At 71.7% G+C, this 16,957-nt stretch carries 12 protein-coding genes; 2 read left to right on the top strand and 10 right to left on the bottom strand.

Annotated features, from left to right (window positions below; translation table 11 throughout):
* Nucleotides 1–83: 83 nt before the first annotated feature.
* The 10 genes from ACFXKG_RS29980 to ACFXKG_RS30025 form a co-directional block, all read right to left on the bottom strand.
* Nucleotides 84–1,046, bottom strand: a complete 963-nt coding sequence (locus tag ACFXKG_RS29980; RefSeq protein WP_384845713.1) for a PfkB family carbohydrate kinase — start codon at nucleotides 1,044–1,046, stop codon at nucleotides 84–86.
* Nucleotides 1,043–2,512 (bottom strand): purine-cytosine permease family protein, encoded by a 1,470-nt coding sequence (locus tag ACFXKG_RS29985; RefSeq protein ID WP_384845715.1) that lies wholly within the window; start codon nucleotides 2,510–2,512, stop codon nucleotides 1,043–1,045. The genes ACFXKG_RS29980 and ACFXKG_RS29985 overlap by 4 nt, the downstream gene beginning before the upstream one ends.
* A gap of 109 nt (nucleotides 2,513–2,621) precedes the next feature.
* The gene (locus ACFXKG_RS29990) at nucleotides 2,622–3,656 is read right to left on the bottom strand and encodes an ADP-ribosylglycohydrolase family protein (protein WP_384845717.1); all 1,035 of its coding nucleotides are present in this window, start codon (nucleotides 3,654–3,656) and stop codon (nucleotides 2,622–2,624) included.
* A complete protein-coding gene (locus ACFXKG_RS29995; protein WP_365811557.1) occupies nucleotides 3,653–4,372 on the bottom strand; it encodes a GntR family transcriptional regulator in 720 nt (239 codons plus the stop codon). The genes ACFXKG_RS29990 and ACFXKG_RS29995 overlap by 4 nt, the downstream gene beginning before the upstream one ends.
* Before the next feature lie 126 nt (nucleotides 4,373–4,498).
* Nucleotides 4,499–7,105: an endo-beta-N-acetylglucosaminidase gene (locus ACFXKG_RS30000; protein ID WP_384845719.1), complete on the bottom strand. Its 2,607-nt coding sequence runs from the start codon at nucleotides 7,103–7,105 to the stop codon at nucleotides 4,499–4,501.
* A 134-nt stretch (nucleotides 7,106–7,239) separates the two neighbouring features.
* Nucleotides 7,240–8,562, bottom strand: coding sequence for a glycosyl hydrolase (locus ACFXKG_RS30005; protein WP_384845720.1), 1,323 nt, complete (start codon nucleotides 8,560–8,562; stop codon nucleotides 7,240–7,242).
* A gap of 24 nt (nucleotides 8,563–8,586) precedes the next feature.
* Nucleotides 8,587–9,462, bottom strand: a complete 876-nt coding sequence (locus tag ACFXKG_RS30010; RefSeq protein WP_384845722.1) for a carbohydrate ABC transporter permease — start codon at nucleotides 9,460–9,462, stop codon at nucleotides 8,587–8,589.
* Complete coding sequence (locus ACFXKG_RS30015; RefSeq protein WP_384845724.1) at nucleotides 9,462–10,445, bottom strand: carbohydrate ABC transporter permease; 984 nt, start codon at nucleotides 10,443–10,445, stop codon at nucleotides 9,462–9,464. Before ACFXKG_RS30015 ends, ACFXKG_RS30010 begins: the two co-directional genes overlap by 1 nt.
* Nucleotides 10,442–11,743 carry an ABC transporter substrate-binding protein gene (locus ACFXKG_RS30020; RefSeq protein ID WP_384845726.1) on the bottom strand — a complete coding sequence of 434 codons (1,302 nt, stop codon included), beginning with the start codon at nucleotides 11,741–11,743 and terminating at the stop codon, nucleotides 10,442–10,444. The genes ACFXKG_RS30015 and ACFXKG_RS30020 overlap by 4 nt, the downstream gene beginning before the upstream one ends.
* A gap of 88 nt (nucleotides 11,744–11,831) precedes the next feature.
* Nucleotides 11,832–14,990: an alpha-mannosidase gene (locus ACFXKG_RS30025; protein WP_384845728.1), complete on the bottom strand. Its 3,159-nt coding sequence runs from the start codon at nucleotides 14,988–14,990 to the stop codon at nucleotides 11,832–11,834.
* 183 nt (nucleotides 14,991–15,173) lie between these two features.
* On the opposite strand from ACFXKG_RS30025, the gene ACFXKG_RS30030 reads away from it, so the two are divergent.
* Nucleotides 15,174–16,244, top strand: a complete 1,071-nt coding sequence (locus ACFXKG_RS30030; RefSeq protein WP_384845730.1) for a LacI family DNA-binding transcriptional regulator — start codon at nucleotides 15,174–15,176, stop codon at nucleotides 16,242–16,244.
* 244 nt (nucleotides 16,245–16,488) lie between these two features.
* The coding region (locus ACFXKG_RS30035) for a tectonin domain-containing protein (RefSeq protein ID WP_384845732.1) at nucleotides 16,489–16,957 on the top strand (469 nt) is incomplete at its 3' end.

The raw sequence follows: 16,957 nt of genomic DNA on the forward strand, positions 1-16,957 counted from the left end.
CCCCCCCCCCCCCCCCCCCCCCACGACCGGGGCGCCGCGGCCGGGACACTCAGGCCGCGTCGCGTGGTCAGGCCGACCCGAAGTCAGGCCGACCCGAACAGCAGGCGCGCCAGCGGGTCCTCGCCCAGGAAGGCGGCCAGCCGGCCCCGGTCGGGCGCGGTCGCGGGACCGCGGCGGCCCACCGCGTAGGCCGCGGCCGCGTTGGCTCCACGCGCGGCCGTCAGGGGATCCCTGCCCTGGGCGAGCAGCGCCAGGAACGAGCCCACATGGGCGTCGCCCGCTCCGTTGCTGTCGACCGGCGTGACCGGGAAGCCCGGAACATGCCGGGTGGGCTCGCCGGGGGCCGCCAGCCAGCAGCCGTCCTTGTCGGCCCGTACGATCACCCCCGCGCCCGGCGCCAGCCGCTCCCGCAGCGCCGTCGCGGCCGCCGCCGGGTCCTCGTGTCCGGACATCAGCCGGGCCTCGCGGGCGTTGGCGCTGAGCCAGTCCGTACGGGCCAGCACCGGCGCCAGGACCGCCTCGGGAATGTCGGCGACCAGCGGCGCCGGGTCCAGACAGACCGTGACGTCCGGTCCCAGGGCGGCCGTGAAGCGGGACAGCAGGGGGCCGTTGACCGGCATCACCAGGCCGTACCCGGAGAGCTGCACCAGGTCTCCCGGCCGCAGCCGCGCGGCGACGGACTCGGTCTCCGCCTCCGTCAGCCGCGCGTCGACCCCGAAACTGGTGACGAACGTACGCTCGCCCCCCGCGTCGACCAGGGCGACGGTGAAACCGGTGTCCCCGTCCGTGCGGACCGGCAGCAGGCTTTCGATCCCCTCGGCGGCCAGCGCCGCGCGGACGAGATCTCCGTAGGGCCCGGTGCCGTGCAGCCCGGCGAAGACCGCCTCCGTCCCGAGGCGCCGGGCCGCCGCGAGGGTGTTGAAACCGCCGCCCGCCGTCAGTTCGGTACGCGAGCCGATGACGTCTCCGCCCCGCTCGGGCAGCGCGGGGACCTCGATCACCAGATCCGCGATGACGTTCCCGGCGAGGACCAGACGGCCGCTCACCGGCCGGCCTCGTTGAGCACGGGCGCCGCGGCGACCTCGCGCGGACGTCCGCCGAGGCGCCCGGAGAGGGCGTACACCCCCGCGCCGACGGCCATCGAGATCGCCCAGCCCAGACCGTTCACCCCGAGCCAGGTACCGGCGAGCGGACCGGAGAACCAGACGTCCTTCTCGCTCGTCCCCGCCTCGGTGAACAGCAGACCCGCCACGATGGCCACGGACCAGCCGGCGACCGCCCCCACGTGGAAGCCGCCCGTGTACCAGTACCGGCTGCCGCGCGAGGTGTCCATCAGCGCCGCGGGGTCGTAGTCACGGCCGCGCAGGGAATCCACCGCGATCACCCCGATCCACGCCGAGATGGGCACGGCCAGCAGCGTCAGGAAGGTCGAGAAGGGACCGTAGAAGTCCTTCGCGATCAGCATGAAGTACACACCGCCGGCGAACATCAGCACCACGTCGATGGCCACGGCCATCGGGCGCGGCACCCGCAGCCCGAGCGTGATCATGGTCAGACCGGCCGAGTACGTGGAGAGGTGGTTCGACATCAGCAGCCCGCCGAAGGCCGCGACGAGATACGGGATCGCCATCCAGGACGGCAGCATGGCGTTGATGGCGGCGACCGGGTCGGAGGCGGTGGCGAGCGTCGGGTCACCGGCGGAGAGCAGCGATCCGAGCGAGATCAGCAGCACGAGCGGGATGCCCGCGCCGAACGCGGAGGCCACGACGAGCCGCCGCCCCGGGATCTCGCGCGGCAGATAGCGGGCGTAGTCGGCGCCCGCGTTCGCCCAGCCGATACCGGTGCCCGCGGCGATGAAGCCGATGCCCGCCACCACTCCGCTGGTCGGTCCGGCCGGCGCGTCGAGCACCTTCGTCCACTCGACGGTCGCGACCAGGAAGCCCATCACGATCAGATTGAGCACACCGAAGACGACGGTCGCCCACTTGTTGATCCACATGATGGTGGCGTGCCCGAGACCGCTGATCAGCAGCGTGCAGACGATGAAGACCAGCAGACACACCAGGGTGAGCACGGTGTTCCGGCCGACACCGAACGCGATGGCCAGCAGCGCCAGCAGGGCGTACGCCGCGGTGGTCGTCGTGATCGTCTCCCAGCCGATCCGGCTGAGCCAGCTGATCAGGGTCGGACCGGCGTTGCCCCGTTGCCCGAAGACCGCGCGGGACAGGGTGAGCGCGGGCGCTCCGCCCTTCTTGCCCGCCAGGCTCAACGCGCCGACCAGGGCGAAGGAACCGAACGACCCGAGCAGGGCGACCAGCGCGGCCTGCCAGATGTTCAGCCCACGGAAGGCGACGAGCGTGGCACCGAGCGGCAGCCCGAGGATGCTGATGTTGGCGGCGAACCAGGTCCAGAACATCTGACCGGCGTGGCCGTGTCGTTCGGCATCGGGGACCGGCTCGATCCCTCGGGTCTCCACGGAACCGACAACGTCGTTGGTTCTCGAAGCGGTCATGACGGACTTCCTTGCGTGGTGCGAAGGGACGTACGGGGCGGGTGCGGGCAGCGGTGCCCGGGGACCGGCCCGCGGGTGCGGGCCGGAGTGCGGCGGCGGGGCCCGCCGGTCAGGAGACCGGCGGGTGAGCGGATCCGGTGCGGACGGCCTGCTCGCGCAGGGCGAGCAGGCGCTCGGTCAGCGGCTCCAGTTCGAGCGCGTTGACGGTACGAAGGGTCCCTACGGCCTCGGCGGGCAGCGCCGAGAGCCCGGCGACCGAGCCCGCGACCGCCCCGGCGATGGCGCCGATGGTGTCGCTGTCGCCGCCGAGACTGGCGGCCAGCAGCGCACTGCGCCACGGGTCCCCGCCGGCCACGGCGAGCACCGCGAAGGCCGCGGGCACCGATTCCTGGCTGGCGACGCTGGTGCCGACGAGTGCGCAGATCCGGTCCAGGGCCTCGGCCTCCGGCAGCTCCCGCACCAGCTGCCACGCCCACTCGATCCGGGTGGCGATGTCCGCCCCGGCGATCCAGTGTCCGCGCCGGGCCCCGGCCCGCGCGGCGGTGACGGCCGCGGTGACGGCCTCGTCCAGTGTGCCCCCGCCGACCCCGGTGCTCACGGCCGCGGCCACGGCCGCCGCTCCCGCGATCCCCACGGTCGTGTCATGGGTGACCTGGCAGGACTCCACGACCCGGTCGAGGAAGCCGGCCGACGGCTCCGTGGGGAAGGCGATACCGACCGGGGTGACGCGCATCGCGGCGCCGTTGGTGGAGCCGCTCCGGCCCGCCTCCGCGGCCGGGACGCCCCGGGCGACGGCGTCCAGCGCGGCCTTGGTGGACGGGCCGAGGAGATCGAAGGAACCCTTGGCCTTCATCTCCTTCTCCCAGGCGAGGAGCTCGTGGGCGAGCCGGAGCGGATCGATGGTGCCCCGCCCCTCGTCGATCAGCCGTCCGACGATGACCGCCTGGTCGGTGTCGTCGGTGACCGACCCGGCCGGCATACCCGCGCTGACCGGGTTGTCGGGCCGGGCGGGTTCGAAGCCGGTGACGGTTCCGTAGACCCGTACGACCTCCTCCCGGGACATGACCTGGGTGGGCATGCCCATGGCGTCGCCGAGGGCGAGCCCGTAGTAGGCGCCCAGGGCGCGGTCGAGCTGATCGTTCACGGTTGGCCTCCTCGGCCCGAGCGGACGTGCAGTTGGAACCGGACCGGGTCCAGCAGGCTGGTGACCTGCTCGACGACGGAGCCGTCGGCGGCCCGGTACACCTGGGCCAGGTGGAGGAACGACTCCCCGGGGGAGCGGTTCAGCAGGGCGGCCTCCGCCGCGTCGAGCCCGCGGACCGAGACCAGCCCCTCGCCGGAGTCGGTGACCCGGCCCGCGGCGACGAGCGCCGTGCTCAGCGAACCGCCGCCGAGGCCGCGCCGCGCCAGCCCGGCCAGTTCCCCGACAGCGGGGACCCGGCTGCGTTCGAGCGAGACCCCCTGCCCGTCGGCCAGGCGCCGGACCCGGTCGAGCGCGATGAACGCACTCGTCTCCAGGGCCAGCTCCCGGGCCAGTTCCTGATCGGTCACCTCTTCGAAGCGCAGGACCTCCACGGGCAGTTCGATACCCTGCTCGGCCAGCGCCTGCGCCCAGCCGAGCCGGTTGTCCAGCGGTGTTCCGTCGAAGGTGATGAACGAGCCGATCCCGGCGTGCGTGGAGATCAGCCCCTGCTCGCCGAGGACCTGCAGGGCCTGCCGCAGCGTGGTCCGGCTGACGCCGAACCGCTGGGTGAGCGCGTGCTCCCCGGGCAGCCGACTGCCGTCCGAGTGCACCCCGGAGCGGATCTCGTCGGCGAGAACGCGGGCGATTCGATGATGCTTCTGTACCTGTCCAGGCATGTCCAGAAGGTACGCGTGCTCTCCCCTCCAGGTCCATGGCCGTGACCGAATCTTTGCGTGCGGCCGGACGGACAGGAGCCCGGGGCGGCTGTGCCCCGGGCTCCCGTCCGCCGTAACGCCCCGGGCTCAGCCGCCCCGGAGCACGGTCTGGACCGTGTTGCCCGCGTAGTCCTCCAGCACGGCGACGACCCTGCTGGTGGCCGAGGACATGGTCACCGTCATCGCCCCGCGCGTGGTGCGGCCGCGCACGATGTACGGCTTGTTCCCCGATCCGTACGTCGTCGCGAACGACTTCGGGGCGCCGTTCTCCAGGACGGTGAGGGTGCGCCAGTCGGCCAGCGCGGGCCGCGAGAAGGTGAACGTGTTCCCGCTGACGCGCACGGCGGAGGCCGGGTACGGCGTGATCTCGGCATCGGCGAAGGTGCCGCGTACGGCGGTCGGCGCCCCGCCTCCGGACGTCGCGGTCAGGACGTACCGGCTCCCGTCGACGGGTACACCGGTCAGTGTCGTGCCGGTACTGGTGCCCGGGACGGTGACCTCCTTGGTGTACGGGGCGGATGTGTCGACACCGCTCACCTTGACCGTGACCGGCCGGCCCGACGCGGGCGGCGTCCAGCCCACCTTGAGCGTGCCGTCCCGGCCGGCCGTGGTGGTCACCTTCCCCGGCGCCGTCCCCAGGTCGAACCGTACGGTCGCCGGCTCGCTCCGGCTCCCGTCCGGGCCGACCGCCACCAGCCGGATGGTTCCCGAGGTGGCGGTGAACCGCTTGGCGTAGAAGACGTCGTCGTAGATGCCACCGAGGTAGGTGTCGTCGAGGAAGACGTCGTAGCGGCGGACGGTGTCGTAGTCGCTGCGCCGCCAGGAGAGGAAGAGTTCGTCGGAATCGGGCAGCAGCTGCGTCACGGCCAGCCCCTCCGGGACCTCCGGGGTGCGGTCGACGCCGTCGCGCAGGGCCAGCGCGCCCACGTTGACCTGGTAGTTCTGGATGGGCGCGGCGCCTGCGGCGACGACGAGGCCGAGCGAGGCGATGCGCTGCCCCGCGTACGCGGACAGATCGGCCGTGACGGTCCGCCACCCGTCGGTGCGCTTCCCGGAACCGGCGAGCGGCACCTGCACCACCTTGTCCGGGTCGGAGGCGAGCACCAGCGCGAGCCGCAGTTCGGAGTCGTCGTCGGCCGAGGACTTGGCGTAGGTGAGGCCGAGACTCGAACGGGAGGTGACGGACAGGTCGGTCTTGTAGAGGCGCACCGAGTTGTCACTGGCGAGCGTGCCGCTCAGGACGAGGGAGCTGCCGCCGTCGTAGGCGCCGATCTTCCGGTAGGAGAACCTGCTCGCCGGGGTGTACTCCGGGCCGTAGTCGAAGTCCGCGGCCAGCGGCGAGCGGTCCGCGTCGATCCACCACTGCCAGGAGACGGGGATGTCCTGGAGGTTGATGTTGCCCCACTCCGCGTCGTTGGACAGCCTGCCCTCGCTCCAGGTCGACAGCCCGTGGCCGGTGTTGAACGAGGTGGCGAAGGTGCTGCCCTTGATGACGGAGCGTTCCGCGACGTACTTCGAGATGCCCTTCCAGGAGCCCTCCGGGGTGGTGGACCCCTGGGACGAGCCGGTCCACCACCGGCGTTCCCGGTCGAAGACCTGCGCCTGCGCGGCGTCGTCGGTCTTGGCGGCGTAGTCGGAGGAGACGAAGTCGGCGCCGAGCGTGGCGACGGCGTTCATGGGCGCGCCGTCGGCACCGAGGTTGTCGTCGAGCTGGTAGGGCTGGTTGAACTGGTACATCCCCGCCTCGACACCGGCGAACACGCTCCTGCGGGAGTCCAGGCCCAGACCGGCCGCGTACGCCTTCGAGCTGGTGAGCTTGGCCTTGTTCCACCAGTAGTTCAGGAAGATCGAGTCGGACACGTCACCGAGCCGGGCGTCACGCACGAAGGGCCCGTTGACCGCGTTGAACTCGTTCTGGTATGAGATCCCGCCGCTGGAGTTGCTGACGGAGTCGTACCACTGCACGTACATCCCGCCGTCGCGCAACTGCTTGAGGAACTGCTTGTACGCCGTGATGTCGGCCGGCGCGACGGAGCTCTCCTGATTGACGAAGTAGCCGTCGAAGCCGTAGTACTCGGCGATCTCGATGAGCTTCGCGGCCGCGGGGAAGGATCCCGAGGCGTCGCGGACCAGCAGCTCGGAGTAGTCCTGGTCGCCGCGGTCGTTCGGCGAGAAGAAGATGCAGCCCAGCGACCGCACCCCGTTGGCGTGCGCGGCGTTGGTGTAGCCGGGGTTGGGCAGGTTCAGCATCCCGAACTCGAACCACTTCTCCCGCCAGTCCTGGTCCGGGTCGTAGTAGTCGACCGGGACGCCCTCGGTGGGCATCCCGTGCCAGGACGCGTAGGCGTCCGTGTACTGCCAGTAGTTGAAGAGGTACTGGCTGAACTCGTTGGTGTACGGGTGGCTTTCGAAGAAGGCGTTGCCGTAGTCGCCCGCGAGGGTGAGCTGCTGGGTCCCGGCGGGCAGGTTCCGGTCCCGCTGGGTCGCGGAGTTGGGGGCCGTACGCGTCTGCAGCGGCACCTTCGCGCGCAGGTACGGCGCGTCGGTGTCGTCCGCGGGGTTCCAGCGCAGCAGGTCGGTGGGGGAGTAGCCGTGCTGGTACGGCTGGTTGGCCCCCACCGCGCTCTCACCGGTCCAGGGCAGGGTGTCGCTCGCGACTGCGCTGCCCGCGCCGAGGGTGAGGGCGAGCGCCACGGCGAGGACGCCGGCGCAGGCCCGTCGTGCGGACCGTCCTCCAGTTCTGCGATGCCGTAACAAGACAGTGCCTCGCTTTCTCATCGGGGGTGACGGCCGGCCCTCGGGACGGGCCGGTCCGCGAACGAGAGGCCCTACGGGCGGGCGACGGTGGGCGCGTTCTCCGCGTACAGGCCGGGTCGTTCCAGGACCCCGGCGTCGCTGACCGCCGAGTAGAAGGTACGGCCGGTCGGCGCGGCGGGAGCGGCGTGTGCGATGGAGCGGGCGGCCAGCGCGGCGGGGTCGGCGGCGGTGACCGACGTGACCAGGGCGGGGCGGGCCCCGGCGCGGGCACGCTCCATCCACGCCTCGAAGACACCGCCGCCCGGCGAGAGTTCGGCCCGGGACAGCGGCACGTCCGCGCCGTCGACCGGAATCACCACGGCCTCGCGCCGGGACGCGGGACGCGGCCGGTCGCGCAGCTCCGCGGCGAGTTCGGCGAAGCGCCGCCCGATCGGCTTCACCGCGCCGTCGGCCCCGATCAGGCCGAGGCTGTGCTCCAGGTCGGGGAAGTCGCCCAGCCGGCGGTCCACATCGTGCGAGCACCACCAGGTGATCCCCCACAGCGCCTCGCAGTCGGCCGCCGCGCGGACCGTCCCCTCGCAGAAGTCGGGCGCCTGCTCCTCCGACAGGTGGTTGAGCGGCGCCCCGACCTCCTGCAGCCACACCGGCCGCGCCGGGTCGACGGCGAAGGCCCGTGACAGCTCCACCAGGTAGGCGGCGTGGTGGACGCTCTCGTGCGACAGGGGACCGTACCCCTGCGCGGTGCCGTTGAAGATCCAGGAATGCACCACGCTCATCCCGCCGAACCGGCTGGAGTGGGGCGGTACGAAGGCGTGCCCGTCGGCGTACCAGACCGCGTCGTACTCGGCGTTGAGCCGGAAGTGACGGGCGTCGCGCGGCCCGGCCCCGTGCAGCGCGCGCAGCCAGGACGTCACCTGCTCCGTCGTGGCGGGCATCGGGGTGGGGTGCGCCGCGGAGGTGAACTGGTTGACCTCGTTGCCCAGGGTCAGCCCCAGGAAGGTCGGCAGATCGTGCAACTCCTCCTCGAAAGCCTCGACCAGGCGGGCCTGGGCGGCGACGGCGTCGGGATCGGCGAACATGCTGCGCCGGTGCCAGTCCGTCAGCCAGCTCGGCACGAAGTCGAATCCGGACAGGTGCCCCTGGAGGACATCGACGCTCGCGTCGAGACCGGCCTCGCCGGCGATCTCCACGACCCGGCGGACGTCCCGCAGGGCACGCCGCCGGATCAGGGTCCGGTTCGGCTGCACCACCGGCCACAGCGGGAGGACCCGGATGTGGTCGAGCCCCAGGGCGGCCACCGCCTCCAGATCGCGCCGGACGGCCGCCCAGTCCGGATCCAGCCAGGAGTAGAACCAGTCCCGGGAGGGCGTGTAGTTGACCCCGAACCTCAGCATGTCGACCTTTCAGTCCGCAGCATGTCAGCCTTTCAGCCCGCCGGATTCCAGCCCGCGGAAGAAGTAGCGTTGCAGCACGGCGAAGAACGCGATGATCGGTACCAGGGCGATGACCGTGCCGGCGGCGATCAGACGCGGATCGTCGTAGAAGGTGCCGCGCAGCCGGTTCAGGCCGACGGTGAGGGTGTAGTTCTGCTCGTCCGACAGGACGATCAGCGGCCACAGGAAGTCGTTCCACGAGCCGACGAAGGCGAACACGGCCACCACGGTGATCACACCCTTGACCTGGGGGACGGACACCCGGATGAACCGCTGCCAGGCGTTCGCCCCGTCCACGACCGCGGCCTCCTCGAACTCGCGCGGGAGAGCGAGGAAGGCGTTGCGCATCAGCAGGACGTTCAGCGCCGCCACGAGGGTGGGCAGGGCGACGCCGACGAGGGTGTCCGCCAGCCCGGCCGCCCTGACCGTGAGGAACTGCGAGATCAGCACGGTCTCCGACGGCACGAGCAGCGCCATGACGACCAGCACGGTCACCGCCGACCGGCCGCGGAAGCGCAGCTTCCCGAGGGCGTAGCCGGCGCAGGTCGCGCCGATGACGTTGCCGGTCACCGCCATGGCCGCCACCAGCAGGGAGTTGAGCAGGTAGTGCGGTACGGGGATCCGGTCGAGCACGGTGCCGAAGTGCTCGAAGGTGGGGTGCTCGGGGATCACGGAGGGCGGCCGCTCGTACAGCGGCTCGCCCGCGCCCTTGAGGGAGAGGGAGAGCTGCCACAGCAGCGGGCCCGCCAGCAGCAGGGCCATCAGGACGAGGACGGCGTAGCGGGCCACCACGCCGGGCCCCGCCCGGCGCCGGCCGCGCGGCACCCGGACCGGGACGCCGGGAGGGGCAGGGCGGGGCATCAGACGTTCCTCTGCTTGCGCTGCATGGCGAGCTGCGCCAGGAGCAGCCCGCCGAGGATGACGAACATGACGAGACTGATCGCGCCGGCGTATCCGGTACGGGCCTGGAGTCCGGTGCCCTCGCGCTGGATGAGCATGGTCATCGTGAGGTCGCCGCCGCCCACCCCTCCCGTGCCGTTGGTGAGGACGTAGATTTCCCCGAACACCCGGAAGGCGGCCACCGAGGACAGCACGGCGACGAGCGCCATGGTCGAGCGCACCCCGGGCACGGTGACGTCGAGGAAGGTGCGCACCGGCCCCGCGCCGTCCACGGCCGCCGCGTCGTAGAGGCTGCGGTCGATGTTCACCAGGGCCGCCAGGTAGATCACCATGTAGTAGCCGAGGCCCATCCACACGGTGACGAACATCGCGCTGAACAGCAGCAGCCAGCGGTCGCTGAGGAACGGGAAGGGCGCGGAGGCGATCCGGAGGGTGGCGGCGACCTCGTTCACCAGACCCTTCTTGTCGAGCATGTTCGTCCAGATCAGCCCGACGACCACCGGCGACATGACGACCGGCAGATACATGGTGGTACGGAAGAATCCGGCCAGCCGCTCCACCGAGCTGACCAGCACGGCGAGCATCAGCGGCAGCACCACCATGACGGGCACGACACACACCGTGTAGAGGGTGGAGTTCAGCAGGGCGGTGGTGAACCGCTCGTCGGCGAACATCCTGCGGAAGTTCTCCGCCCCGACGAAGCCACCGGTTCTCAGCAACGTCGAGTCGGTGAAGGCCAGTTGCAGGGTGTTGACGAACGGCACGAGGACCATGAGCACGATGACGGTCAGCGCGGGCAGCAGGAAGAGCCACGGAGTCACATACCAGCGGTGGGTGGCCAGCGGGCCCCGGCGCCGGAGCGACCGGCCGCTCCGGGGGCCGCTCTGCCCGCCGCCCCGGCCGCTCCGGCGGCCGGGGAGCGCGCGGGGCGCGGTGATCGTCATCCGTTGGTTTCCAGCCGCTCGTCGGAGTACTTGACGGAGGCGTCCAGCGCCGCCTTGACGGACTTCTTGCCGAGCAGGGCCTGGGCGATCTGCTCGCGCAGTGTCTCGCTGTCCGCGGAGCCCGAGAAGGCGGGCGGCCACCACACGACGGCCTTCTTCACCTGCGCGGTGCTCTCGATCCGTACCTGGGTGGCCGGATCACCGTCGTCCTTCGTGAAGTACGGGTCGTCCAGCGTCCCGGCCGAGGAGGGGAAGACGGAGGCCTTCTCGGCGAACGCCAGCTGATTGGCCGAGTTGGTCACGTATTTCGCGAACTCCCGCGCCAGCGCCGGGTGTTCGGACTGCGCGTTCACGACGAGCGACTCGATGTACATGTTGGGCGAGCCGTTGCTGATCCGCGCCCCGATGGCCAGGTTCTTGTAGACATCGGGCGCGGTGTCCTTGAGATCGGTGAGGGTGTAGGAGCTGCCCGGCAGATAGGCCAGCCGGCCCGCCTTGAACTCCTCGACCTCCTTGGTCTGGAGGTTGTTCAGCGCCTCCTCGGTGAGCCCCTTCTTCGCGTACAGCGCCCGGAACCGCTCGACGAGTTCCACGCCCTTGGCGTCGTTGTACGTGAACTTCTCGCCGGCCTTGTCCATGAGCGGCACGCCGTACTCGCCGAAGGTCTCGATGGCGGGCATCCTGGCGATCATGGCGACGTCGGGGCAGTTGTCGGCCATGGTCTCGGCCTGGTCGAAGAGTTCGTCGTAGGTGGTGGGCAGCTCGGCGGGATCCAGCGCGCACTTCTTCAGCAGTTCCTTGTTGAAGAACGAGGGACCGGTGTTCAGATACCACGGGTATCCGTACGTTCCCCCGCCCAGGCCGTCGAACGTCATCGCCTGCCACGCCTTGGCCAGATACTTCTCCTCGGCCCCCGGATCGGCCTTGCCGAGGTCCAGCAGGACGCCCGCCCGCGCGAGGGTGTAGGCGGCCTCGGGCCCCATGTCGACGACGTCGGGGAGCGATCCGGCCGCGGCGTCCGCCGAGAGTTTGTCCTGGTAGCCCTCGGCGGGCTGGTCCACCCACTCGATGTCCGTGCCCGGATGGGCCTTCTCGAAGGAGGCGATCAGGGTGTTGAAGTACGAGGTGAACTTCTCGTTCTTGAGGTTCCAGGTCTGGAACGTGATCGAGCCGGAGACCTTTCCGTCCGATGCCTTGGGTGCCGATTCGCCACCGCCGCCGATGACGCACGACGACAGCAGCAGCGATCCGAGTACGGTGCCCGCGACGACGCTGCGCCGGCCGGCCGTTGATGCCATGGGAAATCTCCTCACGTGTGGTGCGCGACGGTGTCGGGGTGTGTCCCGAGTCAGGTGGTGATCCGTACGTCAGGTGGTGATCTGTACGTCAGGTGGTGATCCGCAGGGTCGCCACCTGGAACGGGCCGAGGTCCAGACGCGCGCCGTCGGCGGGCACGGAGCCCACGGGCGGGGCGGGGGAGAGGGCCGGTGCCAGGCCGTCCTCCGGCCGGAAGGGGCGTTCGAGCAGATCGGTCTCGTGTACGACGGGGTCCGCGCCGAGGGCCGCGGACGGGCGCAGCAGCGCCCGGGCCCGCCCGCCCTGTGTCTCGTAGATCCGTACGACGAGGTCCCGCGAGCCGTCGTCCGCGAGTTTGACCCAGTCGACGACCGCGTGACCGCTCAGCGGTTCGAGCTCCACGAGCGGGCGCAGCCGGGCGGGGACTTCGACCTCGGGAGCGTTGAACCGGTAGGCGGCCTCCACCGCGGCGGGCACGTCCACACCCGGCAGCAGGGCCCAGCGGAAGAGATGACGGCCCACGTCGGCGTCGGGGTCGGGGAAGCGGCTGCCCCGCAGCAGCGAGAGCCGGACGACCGTGGCGCCGCCCCGGGCGCGGGCGTCGGCGCCGTACATGGTGTCGTTGAGGATCGCGAGGCCGTACGCCCCGTCGGCCACATGGACGTACCGGTGCATGCCGGCCTCGAACATCGCGTCCTCGGCGGCGGTGTTCACCAGCAGGGGACGCTCCACGTACCCGTACTGTGTCTCGAACCGCGCGGTCCGCGCCATGACATGGACCGGCAGCGCCACCTTGAGCAGATGCTCTCGCTCGCGCCAGTCGACGGCGCACTCCGTCTCCAGCCGTCCGGTGCCCGCGCGCAGCCACGCCGTGACGGTGAACTCCGACGCGCCGAACCGGCGGACGACCTCGACGCCCGCGTCGGGTCCGTCGTGGACCACTCTGCGGCCGGTGACCTCACCGGCCGTCCGGGGATGGCGCAGGGTGTGGCGGTCCACGTCCCAGGCGTCCCAGCGCACCGGCTCGTCACGGAAGATCTGCAGCTCGTTGGCGCGTTCGCCGGGGGCCACCGTCTCCCGGCCGGAGCGCAGGTCGACCAGGGAGGTGAGGTGTCCTTCGGTGTCGACGACAGCCCGGAGCACTCCGTCGTCCAGTACGGTGGCGCCGGCCTCCCCGTCCGTGACCCGGACGGCGGCCGGGCCGTCCGCCGCGGCGCCCACGGGCGCCGTGAGGAACGGCGGTAATACGGCGGCGGCGCCAACGGCTGAGCCGGCCCGGTCCTTCCCCGCCGCTTCCTCTCCTGTACTGTCCGCCGCCGCCCCGTCCAGGGCCTTCGTGGCCCGCGCGACGAGGTCCTGCAGCCGCGCCACCGTGCTCCGGTAGAAGGCGCGGGCCTCCCGGTGCACCCAGCTGATGGAGGTGCCGGGCAGGATGTCGTGGAACTGGTGCAGGAGCACACCCCGCCAGATCTCGTCGAGTTCGTCCCGCGGATAGGGTGCGGCGCCCAGCAGCGTGGCCGCCGCGCCGAGGTACTCGGCGGCCCGGAGCAGCGACTCGCAGCGCCGGTTGTACCGCTTCATGGCCACCTGGGAGGTCAGCGTGCCCCGGTGCAACTCCAGATACAGCTCCCCCCGGTGGACGGGGGCGAGGGACGGCGACGCCGCGGTGATCTCCGCCAGTTCGCCCTCGGCGTCCTGGAAGAACGCCGCGGGGGTACGGGAGACGACCCGGGGAGCGCCCTCCAGATCGGCGAAGCGGCGCAGCCGTTCCGCCATCTCGGTGGTCGGACCGCCGCCGCCGTCCCCGTAGCCGTAGGGCAGCAGGGAGTGGGAGGCGATGGCCTTGTCCTTGAAGTTGCCCACCGCGTGGCGCAGTTCGCGCGCGGTGACTTCGGCGGCGTACGTCTCCACGGGCGGGAAGTGGGTGAAGACCCGGGTGCCGTCGATGCCCTCCCACCAGAACGAGTGGTGCGGGAAGACGGTGGTGTCGTTCCACGAGATCTTCTGCGTCAGGAACCAGCGCGCGCCGGCCCGGCGGGCGAGCTGGGGCAGCGCTCCCGAGTAGCCGAAGGAGTCGGGCAGCCACACCTCGCGCGTCTCGATACCGAAACGGTCGAGTAAGTACCTTTTCCCATAGGTCAGTTGACGCACCATGGACTCGCCGGTGGGTATGACGCCGTCCGGCTCCACCCACATCCCGCCGACCGGGACGAAGCGGCCCTGCTCGACGTACCGGTGCACCCGGGCGAAGAGTTCGGGGTGGTGCTCCTCCAGCCAGGCGAAGTGCTGCGCGGCGGACATGGTGTAGATGAGGTCCGGGTGGGTGTCCAGCAGCGCGAGGACGTTGGAGACGGTACGGCCCACTTTGCGCACCGTTTCGCGCAGCGGCCACAGCCACGCCGAGTCCATGTGCGCGTGCCCCACGGCGGTCATCCGGTGGGCGCTGTGGTGGGCGGGCGCGGCCAGCAGCGGCGCCAGCACCGCGCGTGCCCGCCGGGCGGTGGCCGCCGCGTCGGTCTCGGTGTAGACGTCCAGGGCCTCTTCGATGCCGCGCAGCAGCCGCCAGCGGCGCGGTTCCTCGTCGCCGAGTTCGGCGGCCAGCCCGCCGAGGACGTCCAGGTCGCAGAGGAGGCCGTGCACCTCGGGCGAGAACACCGCGGTCTCCGCCCGGCGCAGCCGGAACTCCTCGAACGGCTCCCGCGCGCCCTTCTCGCCGTGCTCGGTGACGACGAAGGGCGGCAGACCGAGCAGCAGGGGGTTGGCGGCGGCCTCGACATGGAGGACGAAGCGCCCCTCGGCGTCGAGCAGGGCGGACGGACCGGCGCCGGGCGCCTCCTTGAGCCGGATGCTGCTCTGCCGGGGATGGAGGCCCTTGACCACGCTGCCGTCCCGCGTGAAGACCAGCCCCTCGCAGTGGCCGCCGACCGAGTGGTCGAACCATCCCAGGTCCAGCACGAGATCGACCGGTCCCGGCTGCTCCGGGTCCACCGTGCCCTGGACCCGGAACCAGGTCGTCGACCAGGCGGGGCCCCACGTGCCGCCCAGTGCGAAGGGCCGGTAGTCGGGGTGGGCGCGGCCCGCGTCGGTGGTCAGCCCGAGGGCGTGGCCGGGGCTCACCGGCTCGCCGCCGTCCTCCACGCTCCAGGCCTCGACCCGGACGCCGGCGAGACGGGTGCGGACGCGGGGCAGGATGCGGTCCCGCCGTACCCGGTCCAGCCGGCCGAGCGTGAAGGCCAAGTGATCGTGCACCGTGGATCCTCTCCGGGAACAGGAGTGGCGAAGGACGTTCTCATACGTTGCAGTGCCGATGAGCTAATACGTTTTAGTCCTGGTGCGAGTGGCGGCAGACTAGTACGTTTCAGTAGCGCAGTCACCGCGCCGAATCATCACAGTTGGGTCACGCCGTCACGGCGGGGCGGCGACGGAGGGCCGATGGCACCGAAGAGGCAAGCCCGACCGGGAGCGGCAGCGCCGGCGCCGCGCCTGCGGAGCACCGACATCGCGCGGCTGGCCGGTGTGTCGGTCTCCGCGGTCTCGCTGGCGGTCAACGGGCGCCCCGGCCTGAGCGAGGAGACCCGCAGGCGCATCCTCGACGTCGCCGACGAACTCAACTGGCGCCCGCACCGGGCCGCCAGCGCGCTCAAGGGCGCGAGCAGCGACGTGGCCGGCATCGTCATCGCCCGTCCCGCCCGTACGCTCGGAGTGGAGCCGTTCTTCGCGCACTTCCTCTCCGGCCTGCAGTCCCGCCTCTCCGCCCAGGGCATCGCCACCCAGCTGCTCATCGTCGAGGACACCACGGCGCAGACCGCGGTGTACCGGCGCTGGGCGGCGGAGCACCGCGTCGACGGGCTGGTCCTGCTCGACCTGGAGGTCGACGACCCCCGGCCGCAGCTCGTCGCCGACCTGGGCATCCCCGCGGTGACGCTGGGGAGTTGCGGCAACCGCATGCCGCTGACCAGCGTCTGGGTCGACGACCATGCCGCGATGGCCGACATCCTGCGGTATCTGTCCTCCCTCGGCCACCGGCACATCGGACATGTCAGCGGCATCACGTCCTTCCAGCACACCAGGCGCCGGTTCGAGGCCATCCGCGACGTGCGCACCGTCCTCGGGACGGAAGTGGACTCCATCCCGACCGACTTCTCCGACGCCCAGGGCGCGGCGGCGACCCGCCGTCTGCTGCGGGCGGACCCCCGGTGCACGGCGATCGTCTACGACAGCGACGTCATGGCCGTCGCGGGGCTCGGCGTGGCCACCGAGATGGGCCTCGCCGTCCCGGGCGACCTCTCCCTGGTGTCCTTCGACGACTCCGTCCTCACCACGATGGCGCACCCCCCGGTCACCGCGCTGACCCGCGACACCTTCGCGCTCGGCACGCTCACGGCCACCGAACTGCTCCGGGTGATGGCCGACGACCCGGAGCCCCGCGCCACCCAGGCCCCCACGCCCCGGCTGATCGTACGGGGCAGTACGGCGCCGCCTGCCCGTCGCGACAGCGCCTGACGTCAACGGCCCGCGCGGATAGGCGAGTTGAACTCCCGGGGCCCGCTGGGCGGGCCGCCGGAGCAGCGGCGCGCTGGCCGGAACAGGACTCGACACCCGGGGCCGGCCACGTCACGCTGCTTACCGGCGTCCCGGCCCGACTGCTGTTCCGGCGGTGCCGGCCACAGCACAGCACGAATCCCGGGCGCCGACGGCGCCCCGGGCCTGTGAGTTCCCGTTCCCGAACGAGAAAGCAGGTCAGTCCATGGGAAATCCATACAGACCAATCCGCCGGTGGGCGGCCTCCGCCGCGGTGGCGGCCCTGCTGGCCGCCGCGCCGGTCGTCGGCTCGTCCGGGGCGGCCTCGGCCGCCCCCGCCCCCGTGCCGGTCTCCGCACCGGCCGCGGACCCCGCGGTCACGGTCTCCGCGTACGGCTCCTCCATCGCCTCGGCCCGCGACGCGGACGGACGGCTGAGACTCTTCGGGACCAACACCGCCGACGCCGTCTGGCAGCGCTCACAGACCACCGTCGGTGGCGACTGGTCCAGCTGGACGCAACTGGACGGCGGGCTGCGCTCCGTCGCCGCGGAGACGAACGCGGACGGCCGGGTCGAGCTGTTCGGTGTGAACGGCGCGGGCCAGGTGTGGCACCGTTCGCAGTCCACCCCGGGTGGGGCGTGGTCGCCGTGGGTCCAGTTCGACGGTGCGCTGGCGTCGATCGCGGCGGCGCGTA

The sequence above is a fragment of the Streptomyces sp. NPDC059255 genome (assembly GCF_042752355.1).
GTDB lineage: Bacteria > Actinomycetota > Actinomycetes > Streptomycetales > Streptomycetaceae > Streptomyces.